The 18,889-nt window shown below is 72.5% G+C and carries 18 protein-coding genes; 11 read left to right on the top strand and 7 right to left on the bottom strand.

Annotation, left to right across the window (positions count from 1 at the left end):
* Positions 1-187: 187 nt before the first annotated feature.
* The 3 genes from AC07A6_RS25040 to AC07A6_RS25030 are packed head-to-tail and all read left to right on the top strand — an operon-like array spanning position 188 to position 3,251.
* Positions 188-574 (top strand): hypothetical protein, encoded by a 387-nt coding sequence (locus AC07A6_RS25040; protein ID WP_478778590.1) that lies wholly within the window; start codon positions 188-190, stop codon positions 572-574.
* The gene (locus AC07A6_RS25035; protein WP_478778589.1) at positions 571-2,391 is read left to right on the top strand and encodes a GMC family oxidoreductase; all 1,821 of its coding nucleotides are present in this window, start codon (positions 571-573) and stop codon (positions 2,389-2,391) included. Before AC07A6_RS25040 ends, AC07A6_RS25035 begins: the two co-directional genes overlap by 4 nt.
* Positions 2,388-3,251: a hypothetical protein gene (locus AC07A6_RS25030; protein ID WP_478778588.1), complete on the top strand. Its 864-nt coding sequence runs from the start codon at positions 2,388-2,390 to the stop codon at positions 3,249-3,251. Before AC07A6_RS25035 ends, AC07A6_RS25030 begins: the two co-directional genes overlap by 4 nt.
* A 34-nt stretch (positions 3,252-3,285) precedes the next feature.
* Here AC07A6_RS25030 and AC07A6_RS25025 read toward each other — a convergent pair whose 3' ends face one another.
* Positions 3,286-3,486 (bottom strand): hypothetical protein, encoded by a 201-nt coding sequence (locus AC07A6_RS25025; RefSeq protein ID WP_478778587.1) that lies wholly within the window; start codon positions 3,484-3,486, stop codon positions 3,286-3,288.
* A 211-nt stretch (positions 3,487-3,697) separates the two neighbouring features.
* The gene (locus tag AC07A6_RS25020) at positions 3,698-3,889 is read right to left on the bottom strand and encodes a hypothetical protein (protein ID WP_478778586.1); all 192 of its coding nucleotides are present in this window, start codon (positions 3,887-3,889) and stop codon (positions 3,698-3,700) included.
* A gap of 290 nt (positions 3,890-4,179) precedes the next feature.
* On the opposite strand from AC07A6_RS25020, the gene AC07A6_RS25015 reads away from it, so the two are divergent.
* On the top strand, positions 4,180-5,430 hold the full coding sequence (locus AC07A6_RS25015; protein ID WP_478778585.1) for a CHAT domain-containing protein: 1,251 nt from the start codon (positions 4,180-4,182) through the stop codon (positions 5,428-5,430).
* The gene (locus tag AC07A6_RS25010; protein ID WP_478778584.1) at positions 5,430-5,996 is read left to right on the top strand and encodes a hypothetical protein; all 567 of its coding nucleotides are present in this window, start codon (positions 5,430-5,432) and stop codon (positions 5,994-5,996) included. Before AC07A6_RS25015 ends, AC07A6_RS25010 begins: the two co-directional genes overlap by 1 nt.
* A gap of 1,328 nt (positions 5,997-7,324) precedes the next feature.
* Here AC07A6_RS25010 and AC07A6_RS25005 read toward each other — a convergent pair.
* Positions 7,325-10,129 (bottom strand): ATP-binding protein, encoded by a 2,805-nt coding sequence (locus tag AC07A6_RS25005; RefSeq protein ID WP_478778583.1) that lies wholly within the window; start codon positions 10,127-10,129, stop codon positions 7,325-7,327.
* 259 nt (positions 10,130-10,388) lie between these two features.
* Between AC07A6_RS25005 and AC07A6_RS25000 the strand changes: the two genes are divergently transcribed.
* The 3 genes from AC07A6_RS25000 (at position 10,389) to AC07A6_RS24990 (ending at position 13,089) form a co-directional block, all read left to right on the top strand.
* On the top strand, positions 10,389-10,574 hold the full coding sequence (locus tag AC07A6_RS25000) for a hypothetical protein (RefSeq protein WP_478778582.1): 186 nt from the start codon (positions 10,389-10,391) through the stop codon (positions 10,572-10,574).
* Between the two features lie 205 nt (positions 10,575-10,779).
* On the top strand, positions 10,780-12,237 hold the full coding sequence (locus AC07A6_RS24995; protein WP_478778581.1) for a TerD family protein: 1,458 nt from the start codon (positions 10,780-10,782) through the stop codon (positions 12,235-12,237).
* A gap of 246 nt (positions 12,238-12,483) precedes the next feature.
* Positions 12,484-13,089, top strand: a complete 606-nt coding sequence (locus AC07A6_RS24990; protein ID WP_478778580.1) for a hypothetical protein — start codon at positions 12,484-12,486, stop codon at positions 13,087-13,089.
* A 186-nt stretch (positions 13,090-13,275) separates the two neighbouring features.
* Here the strand turns inward: AC07A6_RS24990 and AC07A6_RS24985 are convergent, their stop codons facing one another.
* Positions 13,276-13,650 (bottom strand): winged helix-turn-helix transcriptional regulator, encoded by a 375-nt coding sequence (locus tag AC07A6_RS24985; protein WP_362457048.1) that lies wholly within the window; start codon positions 13,648-13,650, stop codon positions 13,276-13,278.
* Between AC07A6_RS24985 and AC07A6_RS24980 the strand changes: the two genes are divergently transcribed.
* Entirely contained in the window at positions 13,544-14,413 is an 870-nt protein-coding gene (locus AC07A6_RS24980; protein ID WP_478778579.1) for an NADPH-dependent F420 reductase, read from the top strand. The two genes, AC07A6_RS24985 and AC07A6_RS24980, sit on opposite strands and share 107 nt — an antisense overlap.
* Positions 14,414-14,470: 57 nt before the next feature.
* Here the strand turns inward: AC07A6_RS24980 and AC07A6_RS24975 are convergent, their stop codons facing one another.
* A complete protein-coding gene (locus tag AC07A6_RS24975) occupies positions 14,471-15,187 on the bottom strand; it encodes a peptidoglycan-binding protein (RefSeq protein ID WP_478778578.1) in 717 nt (238 codons plus the stop codon).
* Between the two features lie 229 nt (positions 15,188-15,416).
* Here AC07A6_RS24975 and AC07A6_RS24970 point away from each other — a divergent pair, with 229 nt between their 5' ends.
* Both AC07A6_RS24970 and AC07A6_RS24965 read left to right on the top strand, forming a co-directional pair.
* Positions 15,417-15,875 carry a hypothetical protein gene (locus AC07A6_RS24970; protein WP_478778577.1) on the top strand — a complete coding sequence of 153 codons (459 nt, stop codon included), beginning with the start codon at positions 15,417-15,419 and terminating at the stop codon, positions 15,873-15,875.
* Between the two features lie 234 nt (positions 15,876-16,109).
* The gene (locus tag AC07A6_RS24965; protein WP_478778576.1) at positions 16,110-16,781 is read left to right on the top strand and encodes a transposase family protein; all 672 of its coding nucleotides are present in this window, start codon (positions 16,110-16,112) and stop codon (positions 16,779-16,781) included.
* A 272-nt stretch (positions 16,782-17,053) separates the two neighbouring features.
* Here AC07A6_RS24965 and AC07A6_RS24960 read toward each other — a convergent pair whose 3' ends face one another.
* Both AC07A6_RS24960 and AC07A6_RS24955 read right to left on the bottom strand, forming a co-directional pair.
* Positions 17,054-17,998: a YwqG family protein gene (locus AC07A6_RS24960; protein WP_478778614.1), complete on the bottom strand. Its 945-nt coding sequence runs from the start codon at positions 17,996-17,998 to the stop codon at positions 17,054-17,056.
* Between the two features lie 291 nt (positions 17,999-18,289).
* Positions 18,290-18,748: a hypothetical protein gene (locus AC07A6_RS24955; RefSeq protein ID WP_478778575.1), complete on the bottom strand. Its 459-nt coding sequence runs from the start codon at positions 18,746-18,748 to the stop codon at positions 18,290-18,292.
* Between the last annotated feature and the right edge of the window lie 141 nt (positions 18,749-18,889).

Below are 18,889 nucleotides of genomic sequence, written 5' to 3'. Positions count from 1 at the left end.
GGGGCGCCCCCCCCTTCCCCGCACGTGTTCCTCCCTGGCGCTCTCCCCCCCCCCCCCCCCCAGCCCCCCCCCTCCCCCCCCCCGGCCGGCACTCACCGCCTGACCGGACCAGGCCATCGGCCGACCGGAACCGGCCGACATCACGAGCGGTGCATGCGGCCGCCGGCCGCGGGGCACCGTTGCCTCCGTGGGCACAAAAGATGACACGAGTGACTTCTTGGAACTGTCGGCACGGCTGACCGGCTTCGCACCGGAGGCCCTGGAGGCCACCGGACTCCGCGACACCTACCGGCGCGTGGCCGAGGAGCAGCTCGGAACCGCCCGCCTGGAGCGGCTGCTGGCCGCGACGGGACTGCCGGACGGGTCCGGTGGGGACGGCCTCCTGGCCGCGGCCCGCGCCCTCACCCTCCTGTGGTACACCGGCAGCTGGCCGGGGCCGCCCCCCTTCGTGGTGTCCCCGCACGCCTACGCGCAGGGGCTCGCATGGAAGGCCGCCGGGCTCACGGCGCCCGCCACCGACCCCGCCGGATACGGCAGCTGGGCATACCCGCCGGCCGGGACGGACGTCCGGTGAACCACTACGACGTGATCGTGGTCGGTGCCGGGGTGGCGGGTTCGCTCGTCGCGTACCGGCTCGGCCGGCACGCCCGCCGGGTCCTGGTCCTGGAGGCCGGACCGGGACAGGGCGGACACGACCCCCTCACCACCTACCTCACCGCGCCGGCCAAGGTCCCCGGCTCCGCCTACCGGGAGCACCCGGCGGCCCCCTGGCCCGAGGTCACCGACCTCACCGGGACGGACGGGCCCCCCGGGTTCCGCGTGAGCGGCCACCTGCCGCAGAACGGCCCGCTGCCGTACTCCAGCGGCTACGTCCGCGTCAACGGCGGTACCGGCAACGTCTGGACCGGACTCGCCCCCCGCATGCTGCCCGAGGACTTCGACACCGAGTCCCTCGGCTACGGGCGGCGCTGGCCGCTCACCTACGAGGACCTGGAGCCGTACTACCGGGAGGCCGAACGGGAACTGGGGGTGGCCGCCGACGCCGCCGAGCAGCGGGAGCACGTGGGGCTGCCGCTTCCCGACGGCTACGCCTTCCCCATGCGCCCCATCCCCGCCAGCCACCTCGACCGGATCCTCGCGGCGGGCCTCGACGGGCGCCGGGTGAAGGACCCCGTCGCCCTGCGCGAGGTCGAGCTGCACGTGACCGGCACCCCGCACGCCCGCAACGGGGTCCCGGACCCGGACCACGACGGCGGCCGCGGCTACGTCCCGCGAGGGGAGCACGGGCGGCCCGACCCCGGCAACCGCTGTGTGGGCAACGCCAGTTGCATCCCGCACTGCCCCTCCTTCGCGAAGTACACCCCGCTCAAGACCCAGGGGCGGTGGAGCGGGTCCGTCACCCTCCGGGACCGGTCCGTGGTCACCCGGGTCCTCGTCGACGGCTCCGGCCGCGCCACCGGCGTGGAGTACCGGTCGTACGACGGGACGGCGTCCGCAGCCCGCGCCGACGTCGTCGTGCTCGCCGCGCACGCCGTGGAAAATGCCCGGCTGCTGCTCCTCTCCGGCCTCGCCGGGCGCAGCGGCCAGGCCGGCCGCAACCTGATGGACCATCCCGTCCTGCTCACCTGGGGCCTGCTGCCGGAGCCCACCGGCCCGTACCGGGGGCCCGGCTCCACCTCGGGGATCGAGGGCTTCCGCTCCGGTCCGGCACGCGCCCTCCGGGCCCCGTTCCGCATCGAGATCGGCAACTGGGGCTGGGTGTGGGCCAAGGGTCCCGTGGACGCGGACATCGCCGAACTCGTCCACCGCCGCGGCCTGTTCGGCGCCGAGCTGCGACGGGCGGCCGGCGACCGGATCCGCCGCCAGTTCGCCCTGCAGTTCGAGATGGAGCAGGCGGCCGACCCCGCCAACCGGGTCACCCTCCACCCCACCGAACGCGACGCCATCGGCCTGCCCAAACCCCTGGTCACCTACGACCTCGACGACCACGTCAAGGCCGGCATGGCCGCCGCCCGGGCGGTCTCCGAGCAGGTCTTCGCGCTGCTCGGAGCCGAGGACCACACCGACTACGCTCCCGCTGCTGCCTGGCCCGGCCGCTTCGAGCACGGCGGCCGCACCTACGGGTACCGGGGGGCCGGGCACGCCGCCGGCACGCACGTCATGGGCGACTCCCCGGCCACCTCGGTGGTCGACGCCGCCCAGCGCTGCTGGGACCACCCCGGCCTGTACGCCGTCGGCTGCGGGAGCATGCCCTCGGTCGCCACCTCCAACCCGACCCTCACGATGGCGGCCCTGGCCCTGCGCAGCGCCGAAGCCATCGAGTCCGAACTTTCAGCCCGCGACCGGCCCATCTCCGCCGGCCCCGCCGCCACACCGGGAGTCCCCGCATGAGCCCGCTGCCCCTGCCGCCCGTCCCCGAACCCTTCCGGCTGCCCTTCCACTACGGGGCGCTGCACCAGCTCGGCATCGACTGGCTGGTCGATCCGGGCCCGGTCCGCGACCTGCTGGCCAAGCACCACCCGGACCTCTCGGCGGCCGAGTTCGAGGGCCGCGCCCTCGTCTCGGTCAACTACCAGCTGTACTTCGCGCAGTACCCCTTCGGCGGCGGCGTCACCCAGGAGATCGAGTTCAACGTCATCGCCCACCCGACGGCGGACCGCGACCGCCTGCCCGCCCTCACCTACGCCCAGTACGCGCAGGGCTGGGACCAGACGAAGCTGCTCGGCATCGCACGGATCCACGTCGTCTGCGACAACCCGTTCGCCATCCGGGCCGGGCGCGAGCTGTACGCGGAGCCCAAGTACCCGGGCTGGTTCGAGACCGGCCTGCCGTCCCCCAACGGCCCGCCGGGCGAGACCTGGACCGTACGGTGCAACGCGGCGACGACCGGCCCGGACGACACCCTGGTCAGGGGCGGGGAAGCGCTGCTCGACCTGAAGGCGGAACTGGACGGCCTCACCTCCGTCCCCGCCGCCCTCGCCCCCGTCACGGGATACGGCACCGACCCCGAGGGCCGTCTGCTGGCCGGCCCCATGAACGTCCACCAGCCCTACAGCTGGTACGACCTCACCGCACCCGGACACGCCGGACGGGCCGGCCTGACCGTCCACGCCGAGGAGGACGACCTGGGACGCGACGCCCGCACCCTCCTCGCCGACACCCCGCCCGCCGGTGCCTGGACCTACCAGTCGGCCCCGGTCGCCGCCCACCACCGCCCCTACTACCTGCCACCCCGCCCCGCCGCCGGGTGAGGAACGGCAAACGCCCCGGGAACGCGGAGCCCCTTCAGGTCCGCGTGGTGAGCCGTGCGACCGCCGCGTCGTGGCGCGCCCGGAGCCCCGGGTCCGCCGACACCCGCAGCAGCACGCCGAGCGCCCGTACCGCACCGTCCTCATAGCCGGACGCCTCCGCCTCCCGGGCCGCCAGCTCCAGCTGCCCGATGCCCCCGGCCTCGTCCCCGAGCCCCAGCAGCGCCTCTCCCCGCACCGTACGTCGAGTGGGACAGCGACCCGGCGGCGGGGATCGTCCGGTTCCGCGTGCCGGAGACCGCGGTCGGGATCACGGTGACGGACCGGGTCGGCGGCAGGGTCCCGGACGGGCGTGGGCCGGGCGCCCCGTGATCTTCGGCGGATCACCGTGACGCCCGGCGGGCCGGTCAGAAGTGCGGGTTGAGCAGCGAGCCGATCGTGTGCGTGTCCTAGTTGCCGGAGGCCAGGTACATGCTCCGGGTGGTGCAAGCCTCGTCCTGCCCCTCCCTCGGTGTGCCGTCGACCCAGACGCTCCGCGTGTTGAAGGCGATGTCCCCCGCGCTCGCGGGCGTCCCCGTCAGCGTCACGACTGCCGTCGCCGCGGCCGCCGCGGCCGCGAACCTGCCCAACTTTCCAGGCATGAGAAGTCTCCCCCTTGTTGACCTTGTTGACCTTGTCGTCCATGGGCGTGCAGGAGATGGGGAGGCGCCGGACCCCTGTCCGGGCAGGAGTCCGGCGTCCGTCATCCGGAGGTGAATCTAGGCACGGGTGTCGCGTGGCGGTGTGCGCTGCGTGCCCGGTTCCTGTGCTCTGCGTGCCGCGAAGCCCTGCAGCCGGCTTGCGCCGTCCGCGTGACGCGGACGTGACCGTCCGATTACCCTTCGTAAGGGGGTCGGGGGGCGGTCGGGCAGGCGGGGGTGGGGGGATTCCGGTGTCGGCTGACAGCGTGCGCGTCATCCTGGTCGAGTACTACGTCACCGACCACGGCATCCACATCTTCGGGATCGTCCCCGAGGCGGAGAAGCCGCAGGTCCGCACCGTCAGGCTGACACGAGCGGAACTACGGGCGTCGGCCAAGGCCTTCTATGCCCTCTTGCGCGGTGAACGGCCCCGCATCGCCGACTACCTCGCGGACGAAGCGCTGCGGGCGCTGGTACGACCGGTCCAGGAGTGGGCGGCCCCCGGTGACGTCGTCTATCTCGTCCCGCACGACGCACTGCACCGGCTGCCGCTGCACGCCGTCCCCCTCGACGGCGCGCCGCTCGCCGAACGGAACCCCGTCGTGCTGACACCCAGCGCATCCGTGCTGCGTTACTGCTGGTCCCAGCGGAAGGCGTCGCGCTCGTCGGTGCTCGTCGTGGCCGCCCCTCCCTCCGACCCGCCGATGACGTTCGCACACACCCAGGCCACGGCGGTGAGCCGGCTGTTCGCGGAGCCCGAGGTGCTCGTCGGCGGCCGGGCCTCACGCGCCGGGCTGCTGGAGCGGTTGCGGACCGGAAACGACTCGCCCGACGTCCTGCACTTCACCGCCCACGGTGTGTTCGAGCCGATCGACCCCATGCGCTCCGGTGTCGAACTGGCCGACGGTCGGCTGACGGCCGAGGACGTCCTCGGCCTGTCCCTGGACGTGGACCTGGTGGTGCTCGGCTCGTGCGAGAGCGGCCTGAGCGAACGGCGTCCCGGTGACGAACTGATCGGGCTCACCCGCGCCCTGCTGTACGCGGGGGCGGCGTCCACGCTGGTGTCGTTGTGGCGGGTCGACGAGCTGTCCACCGGCCTGCTGCTGACCCGCTTCTACGAGGAGTTGCGGGCCGGCAGCAGCAAGGCGGAGTCACTGCGCCGTGCCCAGGCGTGGTTGCGCGGGCTCACGCACGCCGACGTCCTGCGCCACGCACAAGACCTCCGGTCCACACTGGTACCCGGCACCCCGATTGAGACGGCGCTGCTCATGGAGGAAGCCCGGCTGCTCGCCCGCGCCGGTGAGGTCGGGACCGCTCTGCGGATCTACGACGACCTGTGCGCCGCCCGCGGCCAGGCGGACGGTCTGCGTGCCCGGGCCCGGATCCGGGCCGCCCAGGTGCGGCTCGGCCGGCCGGTCCTGGAGCGGCGCTCGGGGGAGGACAGGGCTTTCCCCGACCCGTACCACTGGGCCCCTTTCGTACTGACGGGAGACTGGTGCTGATGACCGCTGCGGGCCGGGGCCGGACGGTGTCCGACCTCATGACCGACGACTTCGACACCGCGTACACAGAGCCCGACGGTTCCGGCTCACCGCCGGGTCCGTCCGGTCCGCCCGCCCCGCCCGGCCCGGACCGCCCCGGCCGATTCCTGGTGGTGCTGGACGCGGCGGGCATCCCCCGCGCGATGACGGGGCCCGGCGGCCGGGGGCCGGTCGTCGTGGTCCCGGCGCGGCTGGACATCGTCAGGCTACTCACCTCGGCCGACCTCCTGGAGGCCTTGGACGGCATGGCCGGCCTGGTGGCGGTGCGGGCGGGAACCGTGGTCGGCGTGGTGCCGGTGGACGCGTTGCGCGAGGAGGCCGTCCGCCTCCTGGAGACGGCAGGAACCGAACTGGGAGTGGATTCCGATCCGTTGGGCCGGCCGGCGGACTTTCCCGACCCGGTCCGCATCACGTGCACCGTCTGCGGGGAGGACAACGAGTTCGAGTACTACGTCCGGACGAAGGCGTACACCTGCCGGCACGGCCCGCACCGCCTGGTACCCCCGTCCCGTCGCGGCGGCGCGTGATGGGGGTGCTCGACACGGCAGCCGGTGCCCTCGAACAGCGCACCCTGCGCGCCGTGTTCGTCCCCGTCCTCGGATTCCTCACAGCCCTCGGCGCACTGGTCGTCACGGGGGCGGGGTGGTCGGCGACCGTCCGGTGGTGGACCGCCCTGGACGGCTCGGCACGCCTGGCACTCGCGGGCGCCCTGCTGGTGGCGGCCCTCCTGCTCAGCCAGCTCCTCACGGCGCGGCGTACAGCGCTGATCCGGCTGCTGGAAGGCTACGGGCACGGGCTCCCGCGGGCGTTCACCGAGAACGGCCGGCGCCGCCAGGCCGCGATCCACCGCGGGCTGCGCATCGAGGATCCGCGCTGGCACCTCTACCCCCGCGACAGCCGGCTCCTGCTGCCCACCACGTTCGGCAACGTCCTGCGCGGCGCGGAGCAGCACAGCACCGACCGGTACTCGATCCGGGCGGTCGTCGCCTGGCCCCGGCTGTACCCGACGCTCCCCGAAGCGTTCCGGCAGACCCTCGCCACGGCACTCGGCGAGCTGGAACTGGCCGTGACCATGTGCGCCCTGGGGGTGGCGTTCGCCCTGGCGGGCAGCGGCATCGCGGCGTGGCTGCTGCCCTGGTACGCCGTGGCCCTGTGCTGGTGGGGCGGATTCCTGGTCGCATGGCTCGCCTACCGCGCCGCCATCGGCGCGGCCGAGGCGTACGGCCGGCTGCTGCGGACGGCGTTCGACGTCTACCGGTGGTCGCTGGTGGAGGCGATGGGACTGGCCCGCCCCGGCCACCACGAGGACGAGCCCGCCCTGTGGCAGGCCCTCGACCGCCTGTGGGTCAGGGGCGCCGTGCACTCCGACGAGTCCGCCCTCCTGGACCGCGGGGAGCCGGGTGCCGGGCCACCGCCCTCACCCCGTCCCTCCCCGCAGCCGGACCGAGCCGAGCCGGCGCACGACGCCCCGGAGGAGGCCTCCACGGGGGCGTCCTCCACGGGGGCGTCCTCCAGGAGGCGGCGGTGGCCCCTGGCCGTGGCGGCCCTGGGACTGCTGCTGAGCGGCGTGAGCGCCGCGGCCCAGACCTGGCCGGAACCGACGACCGCGCAGCGGTCCGTTCCGGCCTACCGGCCCCTGGCCCCCGCCGACCTGCACGGCGACCGCGCCCGCGACGTCGTCGGCCGCTACCCGCTGCGCCGCCTGGCCGCCGGGCAGGCCATCGCCACCGACCTGCTCGGCCCCCGCCTCGCCGACGGGGCGCTCGACGGAAGGACCGTCCTGCCCGTCCGGCTCGCCGAGGGGCGCCTGCTCGCGGACACCGTCCGCCGCGGCGACCGGGTCACCGTCATCGGGTCAGCCGGCACGACCGTCCCCGACGTGCTGGTCCTGGACTTCCGGGGTGACGCCGTGATCGTCGCGGTCGTCCGGGCCCGCGCCGCCGACCTCCTCACCGGGGCCGGACCCCTGCACGCCCTGCCCGGCTGACCCCGCCCCGGCCAGGAGCGTGCGCACCTCGGCGAAGGTGACCGGGGCGCCCCGGCGCAGCGCCACGTACTCGGCTGCCCGTCCGCCGTGCTCGGCCAACGTGTCCCACACCGCCAGCTGCCGGTCACGGGCCAGGCGCCGGGCCCTGAGCGGCCCGGCCCTGTCGACCGCCACCCGCCTGCGCCCCGCCTCGACGCGCAGGCCCCACTCGGCCGCCGCCTCCCTGCCGAGCAGCCACACCAGGTCCAGCGCCTCCTCGTCCAGACCTGCCGCCTCCAGGCCCCTCATCGTCCGCACGAGGTGACGCTCCGCCGCGGTCGCCGCGTCCACCGCCTTCACCCACCTCAGCCCGGGCGGCCAGCCGTCCTCGCCGCGCGCGGGCGTGACGCGGGACCGGCGCGGATCCACGTACGCCTCACCGATCCGGGCCCTGCTGCGCTCGACCTCCTCGGCCCTGCGCTCCACCCTGAGCATCGCCGCCACGACCTCGGGCAGCCCGTCGAGCTCGGGCTGCGGCACCCGTTCCCCGAGCAGGTTGACCAGGTCCCGCGACCGGGCCCGCTCCACCAGGTCGAACGCCTTCACCTCATCGGCCGCCTCGTCGACCAGCAGGCCCACCACGTCCTCGTACAGGGCTTCCGTGGTCCTCGCGTGGGCGATCCGCGCTTCGGGGCCCAGGATGTTGGTGCGGTCGTCGTCCCTGAGCGCGAGGGCCGACTCCAGACATTCCAGGGCGCGGCGCGGATCGGCAGGGGCGAACACTTCGCCGCTGAGCTCCAGCAGCTCCGCCGCCACGGCCCCCAGTCCCTGCCGGGCCAGCCTCCGGGCCGTGCGGTGCAGGAGGTCCGCGCCGCGCTCCGGGACGCGGGAGCCGAGCTGTGACACGCCCGCCCGGATGGCCCGCCCGCCGGGCACGTCGAGCACCCCGGTGAGCACTCCGCTGACGAACGCACGGATCCGCGCGTTGCCCGGCACCTGCTCCGAGATCACGTCGACGCCCCGTGTGAACACGTCCAGGTCGTCCGGTGCGGCCAGGAACCGCCCGCCGATCCCGGCCGCGGTGATCGTGACGGTGTGGCGCACCTGCCGGATCTTCTCGGGGCCGGCCTTCGGGGGATGGAACGGGACGCGGCTCATCCGGTCCACGAAGCCGTCGAGCCGCGGATCCTTCCACAGGTGGAGCAGGCTGCCCACCTCGATCGTGATCCGGGCCCGCAACGCGGGTACGACGTGCGGGTTCGCCAGCGCGTCCTCGACCGGTTCGAGACCGCTGAGGCCGATGTCGAGGCCGGCGAGCCAGGCGTCCTTGGCGATCTGGACCCGGATGTTCGCCAGCCCCGCCCTCCGGCAGAGCTCGGCGGCGTCCAGCAGGGCCCGCTGCCCGTCCTCGGGATAGCCGTGCAACAGGTACGTGTACCCGAGCGTGGTCAGGCATCCGATGCGGCAGGCCCGGTGCTCCAGGCGGACCTCCTCGGCGGCGTCCTTCGCGGGAGCGGTCAGGTTGAGCAGGCGCACCGCCCTGTCGGTCCAGTGGACCGACAACTCCACGTGGCGCACCTTGCCGTTGCGAAGGTCCTCCCAGTGCTCGGGCGCCGGGGGGATGAACGTGCCCTGTGAGATCCGCGCGGCGGACTCGTCGAGCACCCTCACCAGAGTGAGGTCGGGCCCGCCCTTGCGGCCGTGCGTGGCGTCGTGACACCAGGTCTTGTGCAGCCACTCCTCGTCACCCTGGTTCGTGTACCGCACGAACAGCGATGCGTCGAGCCGGTACAGCGAGCGGCAGGGCCGCTGCATGAACAGGGCCAGGAACAGCAGGTGCAGGCCGACCGCGAGCCCCAGGGTCTGCGCCGAGCCCGTTCCGAGACGGGCCGTGAGGCTCAGCGCCCCCAGCCACGCGGGGAGCAGCAGGAAGCCGTAGGCCGCGCTGAACACGCTCCGGTGCCGCACTTGCGGGGACCCGACGACGAAGACGAACGCCAGCTCGCAGAACCGCGCGCAGACCACCAGGGCCCCGCTGAGCGCCCCGGCCACCAGCAGGTAGCCCAGCACGGCGAAGAACCCTCCCCGGCTCCGCTCGGCGACGACCGCGCCCACCGGGCTCAGCGCGAGCAGCGCCGCACAGGTGACCCATGCCAGGGCGGAGACCTGCACCTCCATCCGCCGGTAACGGCACAGGCTGCGCGTGGCCTTGAGGAACTGCAGGTGCATGACGCCCGCCAGCCCCAGCACCACCATCGAGGACGGCTCCGGTTCCCGCAGCCACAGCACCACGGGCACCGCGAGGGCGCCGTGCGCGAGCCACTGCACCAGCCGCGGCAGGCGATGCCCCGGCTCGTCCAGCCCGTAGCCGGTGACGACGAGCAGGACCTCACCGGTCCGCCGGCTGCTCACCGCCGAGGCCAGCGACACCTGCACGACGCCGAACACCAGCACGAGGGGCAGGAACCACCACAGCACGTCCGCCGGCGGCACCCCCCGCACCACCAGCCCCACCCCACCCCCGACCCCACAGGCCAGGCTGCCGACCCCCCCGACCGCCGCCCCCAACAGCACCAGGAGCGCCACCGCCAACGGGCCGCCCGCGCCGAGCCCGTCGTAGGCACCACCGAGTCCCCAGCCCACACAGCCCCAGAGGAGGAATCTGGCCAGCCGGCGCAGCGGACTGGTGCGCACGAACCGAACGACCAACGAAAACCACGAATCGTCACCCACGTGCCCTCGCCGGGTAGAAGAGACTGGCCTGCGCAGTTCAGATACGGGGAGGAATACGAGCCACTCTCCAGCGTATGCACCGGCCACACTTGATCGTGCGAAATCCCCCGAACGCCCCCGACCCGCCCCGACCCGCCCCGGGCCGTCCGGCTCGGTTCCGCCAAGGGGTAGGTTCGCTTCTGTCGGCGATGGCTGACCGAGGCGGCGAAAGGGGGCCGGTGTGACCCACGAGATGGACATTCAGGTCGGGACTGACGTACGGATTACCGGGGGGCCGTTCACAGGCTTCACGAGCCCTGTGGTGGCTGTCGACCATGTTCGGGGCCGTGTCGAGTTGACGGTGGACGTCTTCGGCGACGCGACCAGGGCCGATATCCCCTTGTCGGATGTCGTGAGGGTGATCTGATCTGGCCCCTTATGGCCTGCTCCGGCCGCGTTCGGCGATGGACTCGGGGCGCCGGACGCTCGCCCGCCGAAGACACCCTGCCGTGCCCCTGCCGAACGGCTCCGGGGGAGCTCTGAAGCAGTTCATCCCGTTCCCCTTCGCAAGACCCCGGGTGTCCGCACCCGGGGCCTTGCGCATGTCCCCCCGCCGTGCGCAAGATCCGGTCATGCTGAGGGGATTGATCAAGGGAGACAACGCCTTCGTCCCGACGGTGGCACTGCGCGTCGCCGTCCGGAACGGCGTCGACGTCGCGGCGCTGCTGGTGACGGAACAGGGCAGGGTCCGGGGGGACGCCGACATCGTGTTCGACGGCGCTCCGGCGCACCCGTCGGGCGCGGTACGGCTGTCCGCAGGCGAGGACGGCACGGTGTGGCTGGAAACGGGCCTCACCTCGGTCGAGGAGGAGATCACCCGCGTCCTCGTCGTCGCGTCGACGGAGGAGGGCGCGCTGCGGGACGTGCGCGGGCTGTCCGTGGAGGTCTTCGGGCCGGACGGCGCGACGGTCGTGGGGTACGAGGTGACCGACGCGGGCGGCGAGACGGCGATGGTCCTCGCGGAGCTGTACCGCCGGTCCGGCGGCTGGAAGTTCCGCGCGGTCGGCCAGGGGTACGTGGACGGGCTGACGGGCCTTGCGGTGGACCACGGGGTGGACGTGGGCGAGGAGCCGCAGGAGGTCCTGGAACGGATCCCGACGCCCGCCCCGCCTGCTGCCCTGGCCGCCCCGGCCGAGGCCCCGCCTGCCGCCCCGGCCGAGGCCCAGGCCCCGCTCGCCGCCCCGCCCGCCCCGGCTCAGGGCCTGCGCCTCACCCGGGACCAGATCCTGGACATGACCCCGGAGCAGATCCGGGCCCTGGCCCTGACCCAGAGGCAGGCCAGAGCCGAGGCACCGGGCCAGGCGCAGGCGCCCCTGACGGCGTCCTCCCCGCCCGCGCCGAAGCCCGACCCGTCGGCCTGGACGTGCGGGCCCGTCTTCAAGCCGCGCACCGTCAGCGGCCGGGACAACGACGTGATCACCGTGAAGGATCTCCCGCACGGCCCCGTGATGGTCGAACTGACCCTGAAGGGCGACGGTTACACGGGTCTGTGGCCCCTCGACGAGTCCAACGCCAAGGGGCGTTATCTCGTCAGCACCACGGAGAAGGACTTCCGGGGACGGGTGATCACCTCCACCCCCGAGCACGGGCGGCTGCGCCTGCGGCTGGAGGCGAGCGGCTCCTGGCAGGTACGGATCCTGCCGCTGGCGGAGGCCCGACGCCTGTCGAAGCACCGGCTGGAGAGCTGGGGCCCCGACGTCCTGCTGCACACCGGAGGTACGGCCGACGTCACCTTCCACTACAAGGGCGACAGCAATTTCATCGGCCACGTCTACAGACTGGCGGGGCACACCGACCCCACCACGCTTCCGGAGCCCGGAAGGTCCGTCGTCAGCGAGATCGGCGCGCGCAGGGAGACCTTGCCCCTGCCCGAAGGTCCGCTCCTCGTCTATCTGTCCGCGGCGGACGGCCCCTGGGACGCGCGTCTGAAGGACGTGCACCCCCACAGCAGCGGCCGGGACGCCGACGGCCCGGCGAAGCTGCCCGAGCCCCGCGGGGCACTGGGCTGGCTACGCCGAGCGAGGCGCTGAGCGGCGCTGATCGGACACCTCGGCGGGGCGGGCGGTGGCGGGATCACCGCCTGCCGAACGACTGACCGTCTTTCAGGTTGCTGGACCAAACAGGTTCTCCCCCGAGGCGTGGTGCGGGCTGGTGTTCGGGCGTGCTGCTTAGCCTGCTCCCTGCCCTCACGGCTATCCGGACCATCCGGCCCGTCCGCTGCATTCCCGCGCCCGGTGCTCAGGCCATCGGGGGCCGAAACTGTGGAGGAACCACTCGTGGCTGCACGTCTCACCCTCCCCACCGCCCTCTCCGCGCTGGCGATCCTGGCCGTCGGCCTCGTCCTGGCCCCGCCGGCTGCACCCGCACCCCACAAGGCGGAGGCGGGCGGCGACCTGATCGTCTGCCTCAGCGGCATCCCGGCGGGCCAGACCCTCACCGGGACGAGCGGCAACGACACCATCCTCGTGCCCGGCGTCGTATTCGGCACGGCGATCAGCGTTCTGGGCACCGTCGACGGCGCCGGCGGGGACGACGTCGTCACCACCGGTGACGTCGGAGCCGGGGGCACGGTCCGAGGCGGCAGCGGCGACGACACCGTTACCACCGCCGCCGCCGTCGCCGCCCAGGCCATCGCCGGAACCGCACGCGTGGAAGGCCAGGCCGGCAACGACACCATCCGCGCGGCCGAGATCGGCCCCATCCTGGGCGACACCGCCATCGTCAGCGGCGGCGACGGCGACGACACCCTCGAAGGGATCGCCGCCGGCCTCAACGGCACCGTCATCGTCATCGGCGCCAGAGGCACCGCCAACGGCGGAGCAGGCACCAACACCTGCAGCGTCCTCCCCCTCCCCGGCGGGACCGTCACCAACTGCTCGTAAGAGGCTGCTGTCAGGCCGGGATGGTGCTGACCTCCGTTGCCGGTACCGTCCGGTGACGGAGGTCAGACGGCCGGGACGTGCCATGCCCGGGACTGCGAACGGCTCATCCAGTACTCCGGAACCTTGATCACCTGACCCAGCGGGCCGTGAACCCCGGCACGGGCAGCAGGGGACGACCAGGCGGTTTCAGCGAAGACCGGCGCGGTCCTGGGCGGCCAGGACGGTGTCCGCGTAGCGGGCGGCCCAGGTGCCCATCGCGCGGATGGGGACAAGCAGGGCCGTGCCGGCGTCGGTGAGGGTGTAGTCGACGCGCGGGGGTGCCTCGGCGTAGCGGCGGCGCTCCACCAGCCCGTTGTACTCCAGGCGCCGCAGCGCGTCGTTGAGCACCTTGGGGCTGATCCCGCCGATCCGGTCCAGCAGGGCGCGCGGGCGCATCGGGCCGCCCTCGCCGAGGATGAACACCACCACGCTGTCCCATCGGTTCGCCAGTACCTCGAAGGCGACCCGGGCCCGGCAGTCCGCCGCGAATCCGTCCCCCGCCAGTTCCTCATGCTCTCCCATGCGTCCATCCTGCCCGCCCGATGCACACCACCGGGTGTGCATCGGCGCGTCTAGCGTCCGGAGCATGACATCCCACGATGCAAACACGGAGGGGACCAGCATGCGTATCGGCATTCTCGGAACGGGATCGATGGCCACGGCCCTGGGCGGTGCATGGGTACGAGCCGGACACCAAGTCCTGGTGGGCGGGCGGAACGCGGAAGCCGCAGCCACGACCGCGGCCCGGATCGGCTCTGCCGGCGGCAGCCTGGCCGAGGCGGCTGCCTGGGGCGAGGCGGTCCTGATGGCCGTACCAGTGGACAGTGCACCCGGGCTGGCCCGGGAACTCGCCCCCGTCCTGGCCGGCCGGACCGTGCTCGACTGCACCGTGCCCATGGTGTCCGGCCCGGACGGGCCCGTCCTGACAACTGCCGGAGGCACGGACTCGGTCGCCGCGCGCATAGCGGCCGCCGCGCCGGATGCGGCGGTCGCCAAGGTGTTCGGCATCTGCCACGAGAGCATCTGGACGCTGCCGCGACCCGTTTTCGAGGGCGCACCCCTGGCGGTGCCCTTCTGTGCCGGAACCCCCGCCGCGGAGGCCTTGACAGAAGAGCTGATCACGTCGATGGGCTGCTCCCCGCTGCCCTGCGGCGGACTGTCCCGAGCGGGCCTGCTGGAAGCGGCCGCGGTCCTCGCCATCGGCATGTGGTGGTCCGGCGGTGAGGCACGCTACTGCCTTCCCTCCCCGGCCCTGGCCCCCGGCGCGGTTGACGACGAGCCCTGACCGGTGTCCCGGAGAGCTCGGTTCCCGTCCGGTTCTGGCCGGCGGCTGCGGGGAGCGTCAGTCGAACAGGAGGCGCCAGGTGTGCTCCCCCGGGTAGCCATCGGCATCGGCGCCGCTCCAGCCCTGGGCGCGCTGGAACTCGGCGACGTTGCGCCGGTCCGCCTCGCCCCATGAGGTGCCCGGACCGATCGCGTACTGCCGGCCGAAGCCCCGCCGTACCAGTTGGCGCCCGAGCCGCAGGACGTGGCCGTTGACCTGACCGGGGCGGAAGTGCCCGGCTCCGGGGAATGCCGCTCGCCCGTCGTCCTCGTGTCCGGGCCTGCCGCCGTCCGAAGGGGGCCGGACGTTCTCGCCCTTGCCGTTGACCAGGTAGTCCCATGTGGTCGTGCCGGGTATGCCGTCGGCGTCTGCTCCGGTCCAGCCCTGGGCCTGCTGGAAGGCCTGGGTGGCCCTGCGGTCCGCCTCCGACCAGCGGGGGCCTGGACCGGATCCGTAATAGGCGCCCGCGCCGCGCCCGGACAGCATCCGGCCCAGCTCGGTGACGTGTTGGTTGTTCGCCCCGGGTCCGAACTTGTCCGCACCCGGGAACCTGCCGGGGTCCTGGGGCGGACGACCGGGGTCCGTGGCGAGGTTCTTGTAGCGGTAGGCCTTGTACTGGGAGGAGTTGCTCCAGTAGGCATAGGGCGTCGTGCGCTTGACGGCGTGCGGCCTGGTCTGCTCGTAGGCGATGTAGCGGCTCCGGGCCGCGTTCGCCCAGCCGCCGAAGATGACCACGTGGGAACCTGCGACGGGCCGTGCCGCGTTGTGGAAGAGTAGGATGTGCCCGGGCTGGAGCTCACTGAGCCTTTGCCAACCTGAAGTCGCAGGTCAAAGGCCTGGTGTGACCGGTCCTCGGGGCGCTCATGCTGGTCGTGGGCGGAAGTCTGCGGAGTAGATCGTCCGTCAGCGGTCGGCTCGTCGGTTTCTGCGCGCTGTGGCCAGGCTGCCTTCTACGATCTGGTGCATGCTGGATCCCGAGCTGCTGGAACGGATCACCGCGCGGCGCGCGGAACTGGACGAACTCGAAGAACAGCTGGCCAAGCAGCTGGCAGGGGTGCGGGCCGAGCGAGACGAGCTTGCCGTCGCCGAACGAGTCCTTGAACGGGTGAGCGAGCAGCTCGGCAACGAGCGCGCCTCGGCAGTGCCGACGGCGGCCGGGCAGGTGGGCGGGCAGGCGGTGATGCTGATCCCGCAACGCGCACCGGGCGTGGAGGAGGTCACGCTCCCGACGGAGTACCAGCGCATCCTGGCCGCCGTGCGGCAGGCCGCCGGACCCGTCATGGCCCGCCAGGTCGGCGAAGTACTGAAGGTAGACATCAGCGTGCGGGGCAAGCTGGAACCGCTACGCGGGAAGCTGATCAGGCTGGCCGACCGCCGCTGGCAGCGGAGACTGCCCGACGGCCGGTTCACCACCCGCCTGTGACCAGGCATGGCGACACCCGGAACGGTGCGTCGGGGGCGTGACTAGGGTGCCCCCGGCGGCCGTTGGAACTGTGTGACGAGTACCAAAGAACGCGCCGAGGATACCTGCCCGCTTGTCTACCAGTGCCGTCTGCTGCTGTCCACGCACACCGTCAACCACCTCGCCGATCTGCTGCGATGCCGTCTGAAGGCGATACGGTCCAGGTGACGGATCCTGCCGGCTGGGAGGATCGCGGTGATCGTCCTGGCCGTGCTCCGTCACGACCAGCGTCTGGCCGACATGGCCGGCGGCAACAACGTGTCCGAGTCCACCGTCCGCCGCTGGCGCGACGAGCTGATCGCCCTGCTCGCCGCGCAGGCACCACGCCTGGACCGCGCCCTGAAGAAGGTCGCGAAACAGGGCGGAGAGGTGGTTCTGATCGACGGGACCCTCATCCGCACCCAGCGCCGCACCGGAAGGGCCGACCGGCGGAACTACTCCGGCAAACACCACCATCACGGCCTGCACTTCCTCGCCCTGACCGACGAGAAGGGCCGGCTGATCTGGACATCCGCCGCCCGTCCCGGCCGCACCCACGACAACACCGCCGCCCGCCACGACCACATCCTGGCCCACCTGCGCGCCGTCGGCCTCGGCGCTCGCGCGGACCTAGGCTTCTGTGGCCTGGACAACGACGTACGCGACCCCGTGATCGTCACCGGCTTCCACGCCAGCCGCACCCACAAGCTCACACCCGGCCAGAAGACCGCCAACCGCGTCCTCGCCGTCGTACGTGAACCGGTCGAACACGGCTTCGCCCACCTCAAGAACTGGCGGACCCTCACCAAACTCCGCACCGACCCCGCCCGCGCCACCCAGCTCCTGCGTGCCCTGCTCGTCCTGACGAACCTCGAAGTCAACCGCTGACGGACGATCCACTCCGCAGACTTCCGCCCACGACCAGCATGAGCACCGGTCAGACCAGCCCTTTGACCTGCAACTTCAAGTAGGCGGGGGTCATGGCTGTTAGGGCCCGCCGTTTGGATCATCTGGTCGTTGAATAAGGCTGCTGGCTGAAGAGACGATCGCCGTGTCGATCCCTATGTCGAGGCTTTTACAGGCTTCGCGGTGCTGCGTTGGCGAATCCCACCCACCATTCCTGTGGTGTACGTGGCGTCGCGGAGGACTTCAGCAATAGCTCACTGGATCAGAGACGTGTGCGGGTGATCCGGGGATTCCGGGCAGACGTAGAGCTGCAGGCGGTTAGTCCTGGAAACCTGGACCTTGGGCGGGTTTGCCAAACAAGAGTCGTCGAGGGAGCCGAGCGCTTGATCCTCGTACGGGACCCAATCCTTGTTGCTGCTGTCCCATTCGCGCGAGGCGATGGTCAGCAACGGGGTCATCTTGGCGCCACAAGCGGTGCAGAAGCGGGCGATCGGATCGGTGAGGCCCCACCGGGGCCAGCCGCCGACCTTCCATCCCGGGGCGACGGACAGCTGGCTCCCGTAGAACGAATCCGGGTAGGGGGCCCAGGAGCTGTCCACGGCGGATCCGGCTGCCTGCCAGTTACTCCAGTCCCCCAGCTGCTGCTGTAGCTCCTTACTCAGATCCATGGGGTCGGGGTACTCGGTGATCTGCTCCGGCGCGAGCACGCACGGCCGCGGTATGTAGCCGTCGTACTCCACCGCGAAGGGGCCGGGCGGGGCAGCGAGGATGTCGGTGACCTCGGCGGAGGATCGCCAGAACAGTACGGTCGGAGGCTTGTAGTCCGGCTCGTGTTCGAAGGGACACCACAGCACCTGGAGCAGGTCGGCCTGTCCGGGCGGTCGCAGCAGGGGCACATCGCGCATGTACAGCTGGGCCAAGGGCGCCATAGGGTTCGGACCGTCCTGCCATTCGTAGTCCTCGGCGGCGTTCACGCCGTAGGCCTCGTACAGGTCGTCTATCTGGTCGTGTGACGCGTCGCAGTGCGGCCACGGCTCGTCGGCGGGCCACAGCAGCGGCCCGCCGACCGAACTGCCGTGCGGCGACGGCGACCCGGGGCGGGGATGCAACCGGATCGCCGGCCGTGCCAGCGGGGCCAGTTGAGGAAAGACCGCGGTGACGTCGAGCGGGCGCGGCGGGGTGGTACGGATGCCGTTCATAACGGCGATGCTGTCAGCAGCCTCTGACAACGGGCACACCGATCCACGTACAGCTGACACCGCGCGGCTTCCCTGAGTCAGTAGGCGGACCAGATCCAGTTCCGCGCGCCGCGCGGTGATCCGTTCCAGCAGCTCGGACTCCAGCATGCACTAGATCGTAGAAGGAAGACTGGCCACAGCGCGCAGAAACCGACGAGCCGACCGCTGACGGACGATCTACTCCGCGGACTTCCGTCCACGACAGCATGAGCACCCCGAACACCGGTCACGCCAGCCCTTTGACCTGCGACTTCAAGTTGGCGGAGGCTTACTCCTGTCGATCCGCGTGCCGTACGCGGCCAGGCTCCCCGTCCACTGGTTGTCCTTGAGTCCCCAGGCCATGGACACGAGCCCGGAGCAGTCCTGGCGGTAGCCGTCGGACCAGTAGCGGTTCATGTCATATGGCACCTGGGCGTCCACCCCGCCCTTGGCGCGGTCGATGATCTGATCCCGGGTCAGCCGCAGGTCCTGTGCGGCCCGCAGGGTCTGTGCGCCGAAGAGCGGGCCGGGCGTCCCCTGCCAGTTGCCTGCTTCCGCGTCCTCGGTGGCGTTGCCCGACGCGGGCGCGGGCGGAGTGGCCGACGCCGACGCCCGTGTGGGCGGGGGCGGGGGCGGAACGGAGGGCCCGGGCTCAGCCGCGACGGCGCTGGCGGAACCGCCCGCCAGGGTGCAGCCCGCAACAGCCGTCACGAGTACGGCCCGGACGGCCACCGGACCGCGGACATCCTGGTGTCGCCCGGGACGGACGGCTTCCGTGCATCCGGGGCAGCCGCATTCCGCGGGAGCCGGAACGTCCTCGAAGGCGGGAGCGTCGCCCGACACCGCCGTGCGACGGCGCTGCCCCACTGGGAC

It is taken from the genome of Streptomyces sp. NPDC044002, from assembly GCF_056434525.1.
The sequence above is the reverse complement of the archived record's forward strand: the minus strand, read 5'-3'. Positions and strand labels throughout refer to the sequence as shown.

What these genes read in the sequence shown, in the direction of transcription:
- AC07A6_RS25030 (WP_478778588.1), top strand. Translation starts at nt 2,388, where the DNA reads ATGAGCCCGCTGCCCCTGCCGCCCGTCCCCGAACCCTTCCGGCTGCCC.
- AC07A6_RS25020 (WP_478778586.1), bottom strand. Translation starts at nt 3,889, where the DNA reads ATGCCTGGAAAGTTGGGCAGGTTCGCGGCCGCGGCGGCCGCGGCGACG.
- AC07A6_RS25010 (WP_478778584.1), top strand. Translation starts at nt 5,430, where the DNA reads ATGACCGCTGCGGGCCGGGGCCGGACGGTGTCCGACCTCATGACCGAC.
- AC07A6_RS24995 (WP_478778581.1), top strand. Translation starts at nt 10,780, where the DNA reads ATGCTGAGGGGATTGATCAAGGGAGACAACGCCTTCGTCCCGACGGTG.
- AC07A6_RS24980 (WP_478778579.1), top strand. Translation starts at nt 13,544, where the DNA reads ATGAACACCACCACGCTGTCCCATCGGTTCGCCAGTACCTCGAAGGCG.
- AC07A6_RS24985 (WP_362457048.1), bottom strand. Translation starts at nt 13,650, where the DNA reads ATGGGAGAGCATGAGGAACTGGCGGGGGACGGATTCGCGGCGGACTGC.
- AC07A6_RS24970 (WP_478778577.1), top strand. Translation starts at nt 15,417, where the DNA reads ATGCTGGATCCCGAGCTGCTGGAACGGATCACCGCGCGGCGCGCGGAA.
- AC07A6_RS24960 (WP_478778614.1), bottom strand. Translation starts at nt 17,998, where the DNA reads ATGAACGGCATCCGTACCACCCCGCCGCGCCCGCTCGACGTCACCGCG.